This is a genomic window from Cyanobium sp. ULC065, assembly GCF_977927515.1.
The window spans coordinates 793,889-809,818 of sequence record NZ_OZ376393.1 but is presented as its reverse complement, the minus strand read 5'-3'; the positions used below and the strand labels follow the sequence as shown (position 1 = coordinate 809,818).

At 69.5% G+C, this 15,930-nt stretch carries 19 protein-coding genes; 6 read left to right on the top strand and 13 right to left on the bottom strand.

Annotated features, from left to right (window positions below; all coding sequences use genetic code 11):
- Nucleotides 1–46: 46 nt before the first annotated feature.
- Nucleotides 47–322, top strand: a complete 276-nt coding sequence (gene pedR, locus ACXMDP_RS03795; protein WP_094512353.1) for a photosynthetic electron transport-dependent transcriptional regulator PedR — start codon at nt 47–49, stop codon at nt 320–322.
- On the opposite strand, the gene ACXMDP_RS03790 is transcribed toward pedR, so the two are convergent.
- The 9 genes from ACXMDP_RS03790 to ACXMDP_RS03750 all read right to left on the bottom strand — a co-directional run bounded on the left by ACXMDP_RS03790 (nt 282) and on the right by ACXMDP_RS03750 (nt 8,455).
- Entirely contained in the window at nt 282–836 is a 555-nt protein-coding gene (locus ACXMDP_RS03790; protein ID WP_259729122.1) for a CYTH domain-containing protein, read from the bottom strand. The genes pedR and ACXMDP_RS03790 overlap by 41 nt on opposite strands.
- Nucleotides 837–896: 60 nt before the next feature.
- Nucleotides 897–1,823 carry an NAD(+) kinase gene (locus tag ACXMDP_RS03785; protein WP_255141103.1) on the bottom strand — a complete coding sequence of 309 codons (927 nt, stop codon included), beginning with the start codon at nt 1,821–1,823 and terminating at the stop codon, nt 897–899.
- Between the two features lie 15 nt (nt 1,824–1,838).
- Entirely contained in the window at nt 1,839–2,168 is a 330-nt protein-coding gene (gene nuoK, locus ACXMDP_RS03780; RefSeq protein ID WP_094511673.1) for an NADH-quinone oxidoreductase subunit NuoK, read from the bottom strand.
- Nucleotides 2,168–2,797, bottom strand: coding sequence for an NADH-quinone oxidoreductase subunit J (locus ACXMDP_RS03775; protein ID WP_259729123.1), 630 nt, complete (start codon nt 2,795–2,797; stop codon nt 2,168–2,170). The genes nuoK and ACXMDP_RS03775 overlap by 1 nt, the downstream gene beginning before the upstream one ends.
- Nucleotides 2,797–3,408 (bottom strand): NAD(P)H-quinone oxidoreductase subunit I, encoded by a 612-nt coding sequence (gene ndhI / locus ACXMDP_RS03770; protein WP_259729124.1) that lies wholly within the window; start codon nt 3,406–3,408, stop codon nt 2,797–2,799. Before ndhI ends, ACXMDP_RS03775 begins: the two co-directional genes overlap by 1 nt.
- A gap of 106 nt (nt 3,409–3,514) precedes the next feature.
- On the bottom strand, nt 3,515–4,633 hold the full coding sequence (gene nuoH / locus ACXMDP_RS03765; protein ID WP_259729197.1) for an NADH-quinone oxidoreductase subunit NuoH: 1,119 nt from the start codon (nt 4,631–4,633) through the stop codon (nt 3,515–3,517).
- A 93-nt stretch (nt 4,634–4,726) separates the two neighbouring features.
- Entirely contained in the window at nt 4,727–5,875 is a 1,149-nt protein-coding gene (locus tag ACXMDP_RS03760) for a citrate synthase (protein WP_259729198.1), read from the bottom strand.
- Between the two features lie 215 nt (nt 5,876–6,090).
- Complete coding sequence (locus tag ACXMDP_RS03755) at nt 6,091–6,699, bottom strand: SixA phosphatase family protein (RefSeq protein WP_259729125.1); 609 nt, start codon at nt 6,697–6,699, stop codon at nt 6,091–6,093.
- Nucleotides 6,677–8,455 carry a DUF3352 domain-containing protein gene (locus ACXMDP_RS03750; RefSeq protein WP_259729126.1) on the bottom strand — a complete coding sequence of 593 codons (1,779 nt, stop codon included), beginning with the start codon at nt 8,453–8,455 and terminating at the stop codon, nt 6,677–6,679. The genes ACXMDP_RS03755 and ACXMDP_RS03750 overlap by 23 nt, the downstream gene beginning before the upstream one ends.
- A gap of 97 nt (nt 8,456–8,552) precedes the next feature.
- On the opposite strand from ACXMDP_RS03750, the gene ACXMDP_RS03745 reads away from it, so the two are divergent.
- The 3 genes from ACXMDP_RS03745 (at nt 8,553) to ACXMDP_RS03735 (ending at nt 11,040) form a co-directional block, all read left to right on the top strand.
- Nucleotides 8,553–8,918, top strand: coding sequence for a rhodanese-like domain-containing protein (locus ACXMDP_RS03745; protein ID WP_094511692.1), 366 nt, complete (start codon nt 8,553–8,555; stop codon nt 8,916–8,918).
- A 282-nt stretch (nt 8,919–9,200) separates the two neighbouring features.
- Complete coding sequence (locus ACXMDP_RS03740; protein ID WP_255100084.1) at nt 9,201–10,214, top strand: HrcA family transcriptional regulator; 1,014 nt, start codon at nt 9,201–9,203, stop codon at nt 10,212–10,214.
- Nucleotides 10,215–10,242: 28 nt separating this feature from the next.
- Nucleotides 10,243–11,040 carry a 20S proteasome subunit A/B gene (locus tag ACXMDP_RS03735; protein ID WP_259729127.1) on the top strand — a complete coding sequence of 266 codons (798 nt, stop codon included), beginning with the start codon at nt 10,243–10,245 and terminating at the stop codon, nt 11,038–11,040.
- Here ACXMDP_RS03735 and trpB read toward each other — a convergent pair.
- Together trpB and ACXMDP_RS03725 are read right to left on the bottom strand one after the other, a co-directional pair.
- A complete protein-coding gene (gene trpB / locus ACXMDP_RS03730) occupies nt 11,025–12,284 on the bottom strand; it encodes a tryptophan synthase subunit beta (protein WP_259729128.1) in 1,260 nt (419 codons plus the stop codon). The genes ACXMDP_RS03735 and trpB overlap by 16 nt on opposite strands.
- Nucleotides 12,285–12,362: 78 nt before the next feature.
- Nucleotides 12,363–12,629, bottom strand: coding sequence for a hypothetical protein (locus tag ACXMDP_RS03725; RefSeq protein ID WP_094511718.1), 267 nt, complete (start codon nt 12,627–12,629; stop codon nt 12,363–12,365).
- A 45-nt stretch (nt 12,630–12,674) separates the two neighbouring features.
- Between ACXMDP_RS03725 and ACXMDP_RS03720 the strand changes: the two genes are divergently transcribed.
- Complete coding sequence (locus ACXMDP_RS03720; RefSeq protein WP_094511722.1) at nt 12,675–13,001, top strand: translation initiation factor; 327 nt, start codon at nt 12,675–12,677, stop codon at nt 12,999–13,001.
- On the opposite strand, the gene ACXMDP_RS03715 is transcribed toward ACXMDP_RS03720, so the two are convergent.
- Together ACXMDP_RS03715 and purE are read right to left on the bottom strand one after the other, a co-directional pair.
- Nucleotides 12,961–14,103: an AI-2E family transporter gene (locus ACXMDP_RS03715; protein ID WP_457767081.1), complete on the bottom strand. Its 1,143-nt coding sequence runs from the start codon at nt 14,101–14,103 to the stop codon at nt 12,961–12,963. The genes ACXMDP_RS03720 and ACXMDP_RS03715 overlap by 41 nt on opposite strands.
- 3 nt (nt 14,104–14,106) lie before the next feature.
- Nucleotides 14,107–14,604 (bottom strand): 5-(carboxyamino)imidazole ribonucleotide mutase, encoded by a 498-nt coding sequence (purE, locus tag ACXMDP_RS03710; protein ID WP_094512368.1) that lies wholly within the window; start codon nt 14,602–14,604, stop codon nt 14,107–14,109.
- 131 nt (nt 14,605–14,735) lie between these two features.
- Here purE and ACXMDP_RS03705 point away from each other — a divergent pair, with 131 nt between their 5' ends.
- The gene (locus ACXMDP_RS03705; protein ID WP_259729130.1) at nt 14,736–15,905 is read left to right on the top strand and encodes an N-acetylglucosamine-6-phosphate deacetylase; all 1,170 of its coding nucleotides are present in this window, start codon (nt 14,736–14,738) and stop codon (nt 15,903–15,905) included.
- Nucleotides 15,906–15,930 lie beyond the last annotated feature (25 nt).

Here is a 15,930-nt window from a genome sequence, read left to right as displayed (position 1 = left end):
GTTGGAGGGGCTGTCTAGGATGCATCCAGTCAGGCGGAGTGCGTTGATGTCCGTTCGAGACGACCTCAGCGCGCCGCGAACCGGCTTATCCGAACGGGAGCTGGAGATCATCAGCCTGGTGGCCACCGGCCTCACCAATCAGGAAATCGGCGAGCAGCTGATGATCAGCAAACGCACCGTCGACAATCACGTCAGCAACATCTTCACCAAAACCGGCGCGAAGAACCGGGTGGCGCTGCTTAACTGGGCGATGGACAACGGCAAGATCTGCCGGGACGGCTTCAACTGCTGCAATCTGCCGGCCCCGTCGCCGGGGCTCTGAGGCCCATCGCCCCCAGTACGGCCCGGCGCTCGTCCTCAGGCCACTGCGACAGCGGCGTGATCGACAGGGAGGCATTGCTGAGCTCCAGGCGGCCGGTGACCTCCAGGGCGCACCAGGGAGGCACCACCAGGGGCTGATCGGCCCGCTCCAGCTCCACTTCCGCCAGCACCAACGGCGCATTCGGGGGCTCGAACACATCGAGTACCCAGTCGCCGCCCGGCAGATCGAGGCCATAGCGGGTCTTGCCGAGGCGGTGGGCCGCCAGGTTCAGCAACGCCTCCCCATCGGTGGCGGGAATCGGATACTCGAACTCGTGGCGGGCGATGCCGGCGGCGGCCGCCTTGATCGTCAGCCGGGCCTGGTCAGTGGCGGTGTCTTCCCCGAGGCGCACCCGCACGGTGACACCAGCGGCGTCGCGCGTGAGGTAGCCCTGCCGCAGCGGGCGGCTCCAGCGCACCTGCGGCCGCCAGCCGTCGCCATGCACCAGGAAGCGCCGCTCGATCTCCAGGGCCAACGCGGTTCTCCGGGGCTAACCCCTCCAGCATGGGCCGCAACAGAGCCGTTGGGCGACGGCCTAGTTCGGCGACGGCTCCGCAGCGGTGAGGTCGCCGGCCCAGTGCAGCTTGTGGCTGAGGGTGCGGTAATAGGAGGGGCTCTGATCGAGCACCACCATCAGTGCGTCGTGGCTGGAGCGCTGCACCACGCAGCGGTCACCCGGTTCGAGCACAGTGGCATGGGCGCCGTCTTTCCAGAGCTTCACCCGGCGACTGGTTTCCCCCAGTGGCCACACCGCCAGCATCGCCCGGGGTGGCACCACGATCGGCCGACTGGAGAGGCTCATCGGGCAGATCGGGTTGACCACGATCGCGTCGATGCCGGGATGGAGGATCGGGCCGCCCGCCGCCATCGAGTAGCCGGTGGAGCCGGTGGGGGTGGCGATGATCAGGCCGTCACCGCGGAACTGGTCCACCACTTCGCCGTCGATCTCCAGCTCCAGCACACAGGTGGGCGACACCTCATCAAGGCTGGGCCGGAAGTAGAAGTCGTTGAGGGCGCGGTGGATCGGCTCGCCATCCACGCTGCCGTCACTGCGCACCACCCGGCCCTCCAGCATCATGCGCCGCTCCAGGGCGAAGCGGTCATCGCGCAGCCGCTGCCAGAGGTTGTCCTCACTGGAGCCTGAGCTGAGCACGAGCCGCTTGCGCTCGTGGGTGAGGAAGCCAAGGTGGCCGCCGATGTTGAAGCTCAGGATCGGCACCTGCAGGGGCGCCAGATGGCGGGCCGCCCCCAGCACCGTGCCGTCGCCGCCAAGCACGACGGTGAGATCGGGCAGGAGCGGTTCGCTGGCCAGGAGCCCCGGAAAGGGGTTGGAGGCCAGACCACTGGCGGCCACGGCCACATGCACGCCCTGGTTGCGCAGATCCTCCGCGCAGATGCGGGCCTTGCGCTGGGCGGCCTGGCTGTGGGCACGAACAATCAGCCAGACCCGCTGGAGCTGCATGACGGAACGGTGCCGCTACCAGCGCAGCAGGTTGAAGCGCTCCATGTCGACGGTTTCGCGGTTGCGGTACAGGGAGAGCAGGATGGCCAGCCCCACCGCCGCCTCTGCGGCCGCCACGGTGATCACGAAGATGGCGAACACCTGGCCGCGGATCTCCTGGCCATCGATGTAGCTGGAGAAGGCCATCAGGTTGATGTTGACGGCATTGAGCATCAGCTCGATGCTCATCAGCACGCGTACGGCGTTGCGGCTGTTGATCAGGCCCCACACCCCCGTGCAGAAGAGAACGGCCGCCAGCACCAGGTAGGCCTGGAGCGGCACATCGATGGGTGTTTCGATCGGCATCAGAGGGTCTCCTGAAGAGCGGAGGGAGATGGGGTGGGGGGATCGAGGAGCAGGGGCGGGCGAACCTTCTCGATCAGGCCCTGATCGACGTCTTCGCCGGTTGTGAGGTCGGTGCCGAACACATCGCGGCGGGCCAGCACGATGGCGCCGATCATCGACATCAGCAGGAGCACCGAAGCGAGCTCGAAGGGCAGGAGGTAATCGCTGAAGAGATGCTCGCCGATGCGGACCGTGGCCCCTTCCCCGAGAGAGGCCGGGCCTGGAACCGCCCAGGGGGTGGTGAGATCGACCCGTAGCAGCAGCAGGAACAGGCCGAGGCAGACGCCACCGGAGAGCAGGCGCCGCAGGGCAAGACGGGGGATCTCGGAGAGGTCTTCCTTTTTGTTCACGAGCATGATCGCGAACAGGATCAGCACGTTCACTGCGCCCACATACACGAGCACCTGGGCGGCGGCCACGAAGCTGGCGTTCAGCAGCAGGTAGAGGCCCGCCACCGAGAGGAAGACACCGCAGAGCAGGAAGGCTGAATAGACGATGTTCGGCAGCAGCACGACCCCGAGGGCTCCCAGCACCAAGGTGATGGAGAGCGCCACGAAGCAGATCAGCTGGGTGGTGGAGGCGATCGTCATCAGGCCCCTTCCTCGCTGGCGGTGGTGGTGGAGCTGGACGCGGCCAGCACCTGTTCAGGCAGTTTGCCGGCCCGGGGGCTGGCGGGATCCACCGTGTGGGGATCGAGCTCGCCGGCGGGCAGATAGGCCAGCTCGCGCAGAGCCACCACGGCAGGGTCGCTGGTGACGCTGGTGGGCAGGCGACCGAGGGCAACGTTGTCGAAGTTGAGGCTATGGCGATCAAACGCCGCCAGTTCGTACTCCTCGGTCATCGAGAGGCAATTGGTGGGGCAATACTCCACGCAGTTGCCACAGAAGATGCACACCCCGAAATCGATCGAGTAGTTGCGCAACTCCTTCTTCTTCGTTTGCTTGTTCATCGCCCAATCCACCACCGGCAGATTGATCGGACAGACCCGCACGCACACCTCGCAGGCGATGCACTTGTCGAACTCGAAGTGGATGCGGCCGCGGTAGCGCTCCGAAGGGATCAGCTTTTCGTAGGGGTACTGCACCGTGATCGGCCGGCGGCGCAGGTGATCGAAGGTGACCGAAAGCCCCTGGGTGATGGCGCTGGCGGCGCCGACGGCGTCCTTGGCGTAGTCGCCGACCTTTTGGAGAAAACCGAACATGGGCGTGGCGGAATTCGAGGGGAGGGACGGAGGAGGAAAGCGGTGGGCTCAGGGGGCCTGGATCAAGGCCTGAGGGCCGATGGGGTCATGATGGCTGGCCCCAGGCTCAACCGCCGAAAAAGGCGGGAAAGGCCAGTTTGAGCCCGGCGGTGACGAGCAGATTCACCAGGGCGATGGGCAGCAGGAACTTCCAGCCCAGATCCAGCAGCTGGTCGATGCGCACCCGTGGCAGGGTCCAGCGCAGCAGGATCGCGATGAACACCAGCAGATAGGCCTTCAGCACGGTCATCACGATCCCGACCGATCCGGTGATGACCTGCACGAGCGGAGCGTCCACCGACTGGCCAAGGGCGCCGGCCAGCCATTCGACCGGCAGGGGGAAGCCCCAGCCGCCCAGGTAGAGCACCGCCACCAGCAGGGCGGAGAGCACCAGGTTGATGTAGCTGCCCAGGTAGAAGAGGGCGAACTTCATGCCGGCGTACTCCGTTTGGTAGCCGGCCACCAGCTCCTCCTCGGCCTCGGGCAAGTCGAAGGGGAGGCGCTCGCATTCGGCCAGGGCACAGATCCAGAAGATCAGGAAGCCCACCGGCTGACGCCAGATGTTCCAGCTGAGGATGCCGGCGCCGCTCTGCTGGTTGACGATGTCGACGGTGCTGAGCGAATTGCTCATCATCACGACGGCCAGCACGGCCAGGGCGAGCGGGATCTCGTAGCTGATCGACTGGGCCGCCGCCCGCAGGCCGCCCAGCAGCGAATACTTGTTGTTGCTGGAGTAGCCGCTCATCAGCAGGCCGATCGGCTGGATGCTGCTGAGGGCGATCCAGAGGAAGATGCCCACCCCCACATCGCTGATCACCAGGTGCTGGCCGAAGGGAACCACCAGCCAAGAAAGGATCACGGGGATCAGCACCAGCACGGGGCCGAGCGTGAACAGCAGGCTATCGGCCCGCTTCGGGATCACGTCTTCCTTGAAGAGCAGCTTGAGACCATCGGCCAAGGGCTGCAGCACCCCGAGGGCGCCGGCGTATTCCGGGCCGATGCGCTGCTGGACGGCAGCGGAGATCTTGCGCTCCAGCCACACGTTCACCAGCACGCCCACCACCGCGGCCACCAGCACCAGCAGCATCGGCAGGGGCAGCCAGATGAGATGGGCGGCGGCAGGGCTGAGGCCGAAGCCCTCCAGGATGGTGGTGAACCCGCTCTGCAAGTCGATGCCGGGGGGCACCGCCGCCTCGAGGACCGGGGGAGGCGACAGGGTCGCGGCTGTGGTCATGATCTCCACGGCGTCTGAACTCGAAACAGAACCGACGAGGGCAAGTTAAGCGCCCGCACCGCTGGATCGGGTGTCGATCGGCAACCAGGTCTTGCCGGACGCTCCCGTGTAGATCTGCGTGGGTCGGTAAATCCGGTTGGCACCGAGCTGCTCTTTCCAGTGGGCCAGCCAGCCGGCCACCCGCGCGATCGCGAAGATCGGCGTGAAGAGGTCGCGGGGGATGCCGAGCTTGCGGTACACGAGCCCGGAATAGAAATCCACATTCGGATAGATCCCCTTGGCGCCGAGGCGGCTTTCAGCGGCCTTCTCGAGCCGCCTGGCCACGTCGTACATGTGGTCGTGGCCGAAGCGGTCGAACAGCTGCTCGGCCAGCTCCTGCAGGATCACGGCACGGGGATCCTTGACGCGGTACTCGCGGTGGCCGAAGCCCATGATCTTCTGCTTCTCGGCCACCGCCCGCTCCAGGTAGGCCTCCACCCGGTCCTCGCTGCCGATCTGGTCGAGCATGGTGAGCACGTCTTCGTTGGCGCCGCCATGCAGCGGGCCGGCCAGGGTGCCCACTGCCGAGGCCACCACCGCGTAGGGATCGGTGAGGGTGCTGGCGGTGACGCGGGCACTGAAGGTGCTGGCGTTGAGCGAGTGTTCGGCGTGAAGGATCAGGCAGGCATCGAAGATGCGGGCCGCCATCGGGTCAGGCACCCGCTCGGTGATCATGTAGAGGAAATTGGCCGAGTAGGACAGGTCGTCGCGGGGCTGGATCGGGTCCTGGCCTTTGCGGATCAGCTGGAAGGCCGCCACCATCGTGGGGATCTTGGCGATCAACCGCACCACTGCACCCTCGATGTACTGGGGGTCGTCGAGGGCGCGGCGCGAATAGAACAGGCCCAGTGAGGCTGCGCTCGACTGCAGCGCGTCCATGGGGTGCCCGTCGGCCGGGAAGCACTTCATCATGTCGCGAATGCGGAAGCTCACCCTCCGGTGCATCTGCACCTCGTACTCGAAGCGCCGCAGCTGCTCGCCCGTGGGCAACTCACCCCAGATCAGCAGGTAGGCGGTTTCCAGGAAGCTGCTGTGGTTGGCGAGCTGCTCCACCGGGTAGCCCCGGTAGGTGAGCACGCCGTTGCGGCCGTCGATGTCACAGATGGCGGACTGGGTGGCCGGCACCCCTTCAAGGCCAGGGCGGAACGCCGGCATGGCCGGCTGGGCCGCGACAGGTTCGCTGGCCACCGGGGTGGCCGCTGGAGTTGTGGCGGAGTCACCGGCCGCTGAGAAATCCGTGACCGCCGGCGCCCCATCCGTTGCCATGCCGAGCTTCCACGCTGTTGATCGAAACCTAGATCCATTCCTCACAGCCGCGCCGTAACACCGCCGACCGGCCACCAGGGCCCCGTTTCAGCGGCGTCCGCGCCTCAGCCCTCCCCCAGCAGAGCGCGGGGGGAGAGCAGCAGGGTGAGCCGCGTGCGGCCCAGGGCAGCCTCCCAGCCGCGCGCCTCCCCGGAACCACCGGAAGGTACCGGAGCCTGCCAGGGAAGCTCCAGGACCACCACACCGGCCTTGCGCAGGCGCAGGGCGCCGGGAGGGGCGCCGCAGAGCCGGCAGGCCAGCTCGCTGAGGTCGGGTTCATGCCCCACCAGCGCCAGGCGCTGCCAGGGGCTGGGCCGCTCGGCGCCTTCGCCCCCGGCGCTGAACCAGCGCTCCAGCAACGGCGCTGGGTCACCACCCGGGGCCAGCTCCGCGCAGACCTCGAAGCGGTGGAGGGCCAGTCCGCCCTCGCGGGCCAGCTCCGCCGTCTGATGCGCACGCAGCAACGGGCTGGTGAGCAGTGGATCCACAGCCAGTCCGAGCGTCACGAGACGGCGCACCACGGCGGCGGTGCGCCGGCGGCCGGCGGCGGTGAGCGCCCGTGCCTCGTCGTCCAGGCCGCGATCGGCCGCCAGCTGGCGATCGATCGCGACCCCATGGCGCAGTAGCAGCAGCTCCGCAGCGGCCATGGCCTCAGCCCAGCTCCAGGCGCCCATGCAGCCGCAGTGCCGGGGCCGCGGCTGCAGGATCGCTCTCCAGGCTCACGGCCAGCCCCTGCACAGTGGGAGCGAGCGGCTCGCCGGCCAGGCCGGTGAGCAGCAGCCAGGGGTCCCAGCGGGCCAGCAGCGCACGGGCCGACGGGGCGGCCATGGCCCACTGCAGGGGCGCGGCATGATCCTCCAGGCCCTGAAGCTGGGCCAGCCTCTCGCTGGGCGGCGCGGCCCCCTCCAGCAGACCGGTGAGGGCGGTGATGCCCTCACTCCACCAGGCCACACCGCGCTGGTCGAGGCGGGCGCCGGCGATGGCGGCGTCCAGTTGGTCGGGGTGGCTGCGGGAATTGCCGGCGGTCAGCTGGGTCCAGAGCTGCAGCGTTTTGCCATTGCGGCTCAGCGGAGCAGCGATCAGGCCTTCGCGCGCCAGCACGTCGCTGATCGAGGCGATGGCGGGGCTGTCAGGAGCCGTGGCCAGCAGCCAGCCGCGGGAGCTATGGCTCAACAGCAGGGGGCCTGGATCCTGGGCAACAACCAGCGGTGGCAGCACCCCCGGCAGGGTCGCGAGGGCTTGGGCGAGGACAGGTGCCACCAGCTCCGACCAGACATCCGGAATGTCGGCGGGGACGCTGCTGGTGGCTTCAGGGCTGGGGATGGTGGTGTCTCCGACACCATAGGCAGCGGCACTGTCCGTGGCGTCCCCATCGGAGCCGGCGGAATCCGGGCTGGAGGCGGTGGCCTCAGCGATCGGCTGGGCGACGGCGATGGCTGCCGCTGAGGCAGCTGTTCCTGGTGCAGCCGGAGCTGAGAGCAGGGCGGGGTTCTGGATCATCGCCAGGCTGTCCGAGGGACCCTGCAGGCCCGCCAGCAGATCCGGCGTGGGCGTGAGCGCCAGTGCTGCGGGGGCGTGGCGCAGCTCGAGGCGGCCGTTGAGGTCGAGGGTGCGGCCTCGGGGTGCCAGAGCTGCCACCAGGCCGAGCACCTCCTGCTGTGCTGCGACGAAAGGGGAAGCAGCCAGCCAAGGGGTGAAGCTGTCGGGGCGGGCCACCACCAGGGCCACGCCCTGGCCGAGGGTGGCCACGGCGGTGGCGAGGCGGGGGTCGCCGGCCTGGTTGAGTTCATCGATCTGGGAGACATCCAGCGCCTGCTCCAGCACCCCCCGACCCGAGGCGATCAGCACCAGCCGGTCGTCGATCAAGGCGGTGGCCAGGGGCAGGGCGTTCTGGCCCAGCAGGGCGCCCCGGCCGCTGATCAGCCCCATGCCTCGATAGGTGCTCACCTGCAGCTCGTTGCCGGCCAGGCTGCGGGTCTGCCAGAAGCGCTGCAGAAAGCGCCGAGCCCCCTCCGACTCACGGCTGCGCAAGGCCAGCAACCAGCCCGCCGGCTGTGACGCACCCGCCGGGGTGAGCAGCGCGACACTGGACTCCTCCCCCACCCAGCCGGCCAGTTCCTCGGCGTAGTCGAGGCCGGCGGCGGCGAAGGCCCCGTCCCGCAGCTGCTCAAGGGCGGCGGCGGCATGGCGACGTTGGCGGGGCGGCGCCACGGCCCGGGCGTAGGCCCCGAGCTGGTCGGGCGGGACCAGCAGGTGCAGGCTCAGCGAGGCCTGCCGGGGGATGAAGCGAGCCGCCAGCGGCAAGGTCAGGGGTTGGTGCTGCAGGGCGAGAGGGCTGCTGCGCCAGAGCACCACCCAGCCCGCCGCTCCGATCAGCAGCAGCGTGACGGCCACGGCCAGGATCGCCGCCAGGAATGGGCGGATCTTCATGCGTAGCGCGCAGGAATGGCCTCATCCTTATGCATGAAGCCGCCTCCGTGCATCGTCAACGCACACCCGGCCAGCCACCACGCCCATGCCCGCACCCATGCCCCAGGAAAGCCAAACCACCCCCACCCCGGCCCCGCTGCAGGCACGGGAGCTGCAGCAGCGGCTCAACGAGGGTGCCGATCTGCAGCTGGTGGATGTGCGGGAACCGGCAGAGCTGGCCATGGCCGCGCTGCAGCAGAGAGTGATCCATCTGCCCTTGAGCCGCTCCTCGGAATGGGTCAGCCGGATCGACGCGCTGCTCGACCGCGAGCGTGAGGTAGTGGTGCTCTGCCATGCCGGCATGCGCAGCTGGCAGTTCGGCTGCTGGTTGATGGAGCAGCAGGGTTTCGAGCGGGTCTGGAACCTGGAGGGGGGCATCGATGCCTGGAGCGTCCAGGTCGATCGGTCGGTGCCGCGTTACTGAGCAGCGCTGCCAGACCGATGGCGCTGTACATGTCCTCGTCTTACCGCAGTCAGCGGAGCTGCGGCGGACGACGGGCTGGCCCAGATCGGCTCCAGCCTCTGACGCCGGAGCAGCTCCACAGTTTGTGGCGGTGATGGTGCTGAGCTGCGCAACAAGCAGGGACTGGCCGACCCGGCAGGTTCGGACCCGAACCAACACCTAGCGGCCTTGTTGCCCAGACGAAATGGTGTTCCTGTTGGCCAGCGACGTCGTTGGTATCGGTTACGGTTCGCGCACCATCCGTTGACTAGCCCCTCGTTGCCTCACCTCAGCCGCCGCCATCAGCAGGTGTTGCAGGCAACGGTGCAGCATTACGTGGACACGGTCGAGCCCGTGGGGAGCCGCACCCTGGTGCAACGCTTCGGCTTCCAGACCTCACCTGCCACGGTGCGTTCGGCCATGGGGGCGCTGGAGCAACAGGGCCTACTTGTGCAGCCGCACACTTCCGCCGGGCGTATTCCGAGCCAGCGCGGCTACCGCCTCTACGTGGACAGCCTGCTGCCACCCCCCGGTGCCGGAGCGCTGCAACTGGAGCAGGAACTGCTGGGGCTGAGCCTGCGCTGGGCTGCCCTCGACGATCTGCTGCTGCATCTGGCGCGGCGGCTGGCCGATCTCACCGGCCTGCTGAGCCTGATCACACGCCCCCAGGGTGATCGCTCCGCCCTTCAGGCCGTGCGCCTGGTGCCCAGCGGCGACCGCCTGCTGGTGTTCCTGGTGGAGAACGCCGTGATGACCAGCTGCCTGAACCTGCATCTGCCACCGGCGGCGGCCCCCGAACTGCTGCCGCTCGAGCGCTGGGTGATGGATCAGCTCAGCCTGCATCCGGGCCAGCCAATCCCCTGGAACGCCCTGCCGCCTCAGCTGCAGCGCAGCGGCTGGCTGCTGCGCGAGGCGCTCCGCAGCCACCGCATGGCCCGACCGGGCGATGCCGACGGCGCCCTCGCGCTCGGGCTGGGGGGATTGCTGGGGCAGCCGGAATTCAGCCGCACCGCCACGCTGCGGCCGCTGGTGCAGCTGGTGGAGGAAGACCCCCATCTGCTGCTGCAACCCGACGGCAGACCCAGCGAAGGCGTCTGGATCGGTGCCGAAAATCCCCATCCCGCCCTGCAGGACTGCGCACTCGTGCAGGCCACTTACCGCACCGGCGACGGCAGCCAGGGGCACGTGGCCCTGGTGGGGCCGATGCGGATGGCCTACGCCACCGCCCGGGCGGCGGTGCGCTCGGTGGCCGCCAGCCTGCAGCGGTTGCTCAGTTGAGCGGCCGGCGGCTTGAGAGCATGGCGCCATGACTTACTGCGTCGGTTTCCTGCTCAAGGAGGGTCTGGTGATGTGCGCCGACTCCCGCACCAATGCGGGGGTGGACTACATCTCCAGCTACCGGAAGCTGCACGTGTTCCAGCCGGCGCCTGACCGGCTGTTCGTTCTTCTGGCGGCGGGCAACCTGGCCACCACCCAGGCGATCCTCAACTGGATCCGCCGCGACCTCAGCGCCGCCGCCACTCCGGCGGCGGTGGGGGCGGCGGCCAGCGCTGCAGCTGATGACCGGACCGCCGGACCGGACCTGCTCAGCTGCCGCCATCTGTTCGAGGCGGCGGCCTACATCGGCCGCCTGAGCGTGGCGGTGCAGAACGAGAACGAGAGCGCCCTCAAGCAGGTGGGCGCGAGCGGTGAGGCCACCTTCATCCTTGGCGGCCAGATCGCCGGCAACGACCACGGCCTCTACCGGATCTACGCCCAGGGCAACGCGATCATGGCCACGCCGGAAACGCCGTTCCTGCAGATCGGCGAGAGCAAATACGGCAAGCCTCCCCTCGATGTGGTGGGTGACTACGGGATGTCGCTGGAGGATGCCACTCGCCTCTGCCTGATTTCCCAGGTGATCACCCGGCGCTCCAACCTCACGGTGGGGCCCCCGTTCGAGGTGGCGCTCTATCCGCGCAATTCGCTGGCCATCTCCCAGCACCTGCGCCTGGAGCGGGGCTCCAAGCTGCTCGGCGAGATGGCCCGGATCTGGGCAGACAGCCAGCGCGATGCGCTCAGCAACCTGCCCCGGCTGCCCTGGGAGCCTCAGCCGGCCAGCTGATCCCCCAGCCGGTCAGCCACGGTGTTCACGTCCTTGTCGCCGCGGCCGGAGAGGTTCACCACCACTTCGGTGCCCGGCGCCAGGGTGGGGCAGAGCTGCTCCAGCCAGGCGAAGGCGTGAGCGGTTTCCAGCGCCGGGATGATGCCCTCGAGCTCAGACACCAGGCGCAGGGCAGTGAGCGCCTCGTCGTCGGTGACGGCGGCATACTCCGCCCGGCCCACATCCCGCAGGTAGCTGTGCTCGGGGCCGACGCCCGGGTAATCCAGGCCGGCGCTGATCGAATGGGCCTCCTGCACCTGCCCTTCGCCGTCCTGCAGCAGCAGGCTCATGGCGCCATGCAGCACGCCGATCCGCCCTTCGGTGATCGTGGCGGCATGGCGGCCCGTGGCCACGCCCTCGCCGGCGGCCTCGACGCCGATCAGCCGCACGGAGGTGTCTTCCACGAACGGGTGGAACAGGCCCATGGCGTTGGAACCACCACCCACGCAGGCCACCAGCACATCGGGCAGACGGCCGAAGGCCTCCTGGCACTGGCGCTTGGCCTCCTGGCCGATCACGGCATGGAAATCACGCACAAGCATCGGGTAGGGGTGCGGGCCGGCCACCGAGCCGAGGATGTAGTGGGTGGTTTCCACGTTGGTCACCCAGTCGCGGATGGCTTCGCTGGTGGCGTCCTTGAGGGTGGCGGTGCCGGCGGTGACCGGCTGCACCGTGGCGCCCAGCAGGCGCATGCGGAACACGTTGAGCGCCTGGCGGCGCATGTCTTCGGCGCCCATGTACACCACACACTCGAGGCCGAAGCGGGCACAGACGGTGGCGGTGGCGACGCCGTGCTGGCCGGCGCCGGTTTCAGCGATGACCCGCTTCTTGCCCATGCGCAGGGCCAGCAGGGCCTGGCCGAGGGCGTTGTTGATCTTGTGGGCGCCGGTGTGGTTGAGGTCTTCGCGCTTCAGCCAGAGGCGCGGGCCTCCTTCCGGGCGGGCGTAGTGGGCGGTGAGCCGCTCGGCTTCGTAGAGCGGCGTGGGGCGGCCCACATAGGTGCGCAGCAGGTGGTCGAGCCGGCTGGTGAAGGCGGGATCGGCCCAGGCCTCCGCAGCCGCCAGCTCCAGCTCCGCCAGGGCGGGCATCAGCGTTTCCGGCACGTATTGCCCGCCGAAACGGCCGAAGCGCCCCTGGGGAGTGGGCCGCACGGACACCTGAAGGTCGGCGGGATTAGGGGAGAGCGGGGGGAAGGTGCTGGTCACCGGTGCCGGGCGGTATCGGGCCAGCCTAGGAAGCGGAAGTCGCTGCCACACTCCCGGGCGTCAGCGCTGCTGACCAGCTCAGGGGGGAAGCGGTGGTGGCGGCGTCAGCCGCGGCCAGGTCGACGGGGCACGCTGGCTGGGGGGACCGGCCGGCGGGACGCAGGGGGCCTGCCCGGGCACCACGAAGCGCAAGGCCCGCACCTGGCCCGGCGCCGGCGGCCCGGTGCCGCCGATGGCGGCGTCAGGCGGCGGCGAGGGAGTCAGCCCCGCCGGCGGGCAGGGCAGGGGTTGGCGCGTGTCCAGATCGAGGCGAAGCATCTCCAGACGGAGAGGTGGCAGGTCCATGCCCGGCAGGTGCGCTGTGATGGAAGCGTCGCCACCACGATCGCCATGGGCAAGGGAAGCTGGCAGGAATTCAGCCGCGCCGAGAGCACGGCACGGCCGGCGGGCCCGGTGTCCCCGGCCGCGCCCCGCAACCAGCAACGGGTGCGGGTGCAGCGCACCAAGGCGGGCAAAGGCGGCAAGACCGTCACTGCCATCACCGGCCTGGAGTTGCCGGAAGATGACGCCCGCACCCTGCTGAAGCAGCTCAAGGCCCGTGCCGGCACCGGCGGCACCCTCAAGGACGGGGTGATCGAGCTGCAGGGCGATCAGGTAGGGCCGGCGCTGGAAGCGCTCACGGCAGCGGGCTTCCGACCGAAGCAGGCGGGGGGGTGAGCGGCTGGGGCTCCGGCAGCCCCAGCCGCCGGGCCAGTTCATCGAGAAAGGTTTTCAGGCAGCTCGCCACCGGCACCGCCAGCAGCAGGCCCAGCAATTCACCGAGCCCCAGCAGGCTGCCCACCCGGGCACCCACCGGCAGGCTGAGCAGCAGCCAGGCCGGCTGCAGACCCACGATCTGGCCCATCAGCCGGGGCTGAATCACCTGATCCACCACCTGCCCCACGCTGATGGCCGCCACCAGCACCTCCACGCCTGTGCGGGGGTCTTCGAGCACCAGCAGGCCGCTCACCAGCAGGATCGTCAGCGCGCTGGCATAGGGAACCAAGGTGGTGAAGCCGATCGCCACGGCAAACAGCACGCCGTAGGGGATCTGCAGCAGGGTGAACACCACGATCTGCGCCACGCTGAGGATCAGGGCCAGCACCACCTGGCCGCCGAAGTAGCCGCGAAAGGTGGTGACCAGGGTGTTCAGGACCATCGCCCGCCAGCTGGAGGGCAGCCAGCGGGCCAGACCGCGTGGGATCGCCTCGCCGCCCACCAGCAGAAAAACAGCCAGCACAACCACGATCAAGGTGTTGATCGTGAGGTTGAGCGTGGCGCCGAGCAGCCCAAGCAGGCGCTGGCTGAGCTGGCTGGCGAACTTGGTGGAGCCGGTGAGCAGTTCGCTGCTGAAATCGCTGAAATCAGCGGGCAGGCCATGGGCGGCGGCCCAGAGCTGGGTCTGATCCAGCAGCATCTGCCCCTGCACCAGCCAGCCGGGCAGGGCATTGAGCAGATCGCCGAGCTGCTGCACCATCCGCGGCAGCAGCCAGAGGCTCGCCAGCACCAGCAGGGCAAGCCCCAGCCCGAGCACCAGCAGGGCAAGCCCCAGCCCGAGCACCAGGAGCAGCGCCAACACGCGCGGCATGCCGCGCTGCGTGAGCCAGCGGCTGGGGATGTCCAGCAGGAAGGCGATCAGGGCAGCGCCCAGGAACAGGGAGGGGAAGGGCGCCAGCGGCACCAGCACCTGCCGCAGCACGAACATGTTCAGCACCAGCAGCGGCAGTGTGAGCCCGAAGCGAACCCAGAGCGGCAGCGGCATGGTGAAGCGTTCAGCCATCGATCAGCTCCCCATGCCCTGCAGGTAGGCCGCGCTGCCCAGCTCCTGCAGACGCCGGTCCTTTGTGGTCACCTGGTCGTGGAGAGCACGGCGATGGGCGAGCACACGGTCAGCCAGCTCGGCATCGGCGGTGGCCAGGATCTGTGCCGCCAGCAGGCCCGCATTGGTGCCGCCACCGATCGCCACGGTGGCCACCGGGATGCCGGCCGGCATCTGCACGATCGAATGGAGTGAATCCACCCCAGACAGGGCGCGGCTCTGCACCGGAACGCCGATCACCGGCAGAGGCGTGAGCGCCGCCACCATGCCGGGCAGGTGTGCGGCACCGCCGGCGCCGGCAATGATCACCTTGAGCCCCCGGCCGGCGGCGGCTTCAGCGAAGGCCACCATCTCCAGCGGCGTGCGATGGGCGGAGAGCACGCGCACCTCCACCGCCACCCCGAACTGCTCCAGCACGGCCACCGCCGGCTGCAGCGTGGGCAGGTCGGAGTCGCTGCCCATCACCACGGCCACACGGGGACAGGCGGCCTGCCCAGGGCCGGCGGCAGCAGCGGAAGCAGACACAGCAACCACAGGGGGCAGGGCAGCGAGGATGGCATTCTCCCGCCGACCGCGGCCCGCCGCTGACGTTGATGCGCTGGCTCAGCAACGTTCGCCTCCCGGAGGCCGTGCCGCCCTGCAGCCCAGGGCGCTGGCGCGTCGGCGTGGACACGGCCGGAACGATCGCCTGCCTTGAACCACTCGATGCCGGCAGCGCCGCCGCCGGCGACGACTGGAACGGCGACTGGCTCAGCCCGGCCGGGGTGGACCTGCAGATCAACGGCGGGCTGGGACTGGCCTTTCCGGAGCTCACCGACGCGGATCTGCCCCGCCTGCTGGAGCTGCTGGAACTGCTGTGGCGCGATGGCGTGGAGGCGATCAGCCCCACCCTGGTGACCTGCGGCGTGGCGCCGCTGCGCCAGGCCCTGGCGGTGCTGCGGACGGCCCGCGCCCTTCCCGCCCCTGGCCGGGCCCGGCTGCTGGGGGCGCACCTGGAGGGTCCGTTCCTGGCGAAGGCGCGGCGGGGCGCCCACCCGGAGGCGCACCTGGCGCTGCCCAGCCTCGCGGCTCTGCAGGCGCGAATCGAGGGGTTCGAATCCGAGATCGCCCTGATGACGCTGGCGCCGGAGCTGGACGGGGCCGAAGCGGTGATCGCCGCCCTGTGTGCGCAGGGGATCGTGGTGAGCCTGGGCCACAGCGAAGCCAGTGAGCGGCAGGCGCAGCACGCCTTCGAGGCGGGCGTGGGCATGCTGACCCACGCCTTCAACGCCATGCCCGGCCTGCACCACCGGGCGCCGGGGCCGGTGGCGGCGGCGGTGCTGCGCGGCGACGTGGCCATGGGCCTGATCGCCGACGGGGTGCATGTGGCGCCGTCGCAGGCGGTGCTGCTGCAGCGGCTCGCACCCCAGCAGGTGGTGCTGGTGAGTGATGCCCTGACGCCCTACGGGCTGCCGGAGGGGCGGCACCGCTGGGACAGCCGCAGCCTGCTGGTGGAGAACGGCAGTTGCCGGCTGGAGGACGGCACCCTGGCGGGGGTGACGCTGCCGCTGCTGGAGGGCGTGGTGCGGCTGGCGGGCTGGAGCCGGGCGCCGGGCGCGGCGATCGCCGCGGCCACCGTGCTGCCCCGGCGCGTGCTGGGTGATCACCGCCCCGTGCAGGAGCTGCTGCTGGGTCAGCCGCTGGCGGAGACCCTGCGCTGGAGCGGGGGCGACGTAGACCCCCTGCGCTGGCGCCGTGCCGGCGAAGCCACCCGCACTCCTTAGGATCCGGCCACCCACACCCCCCGAG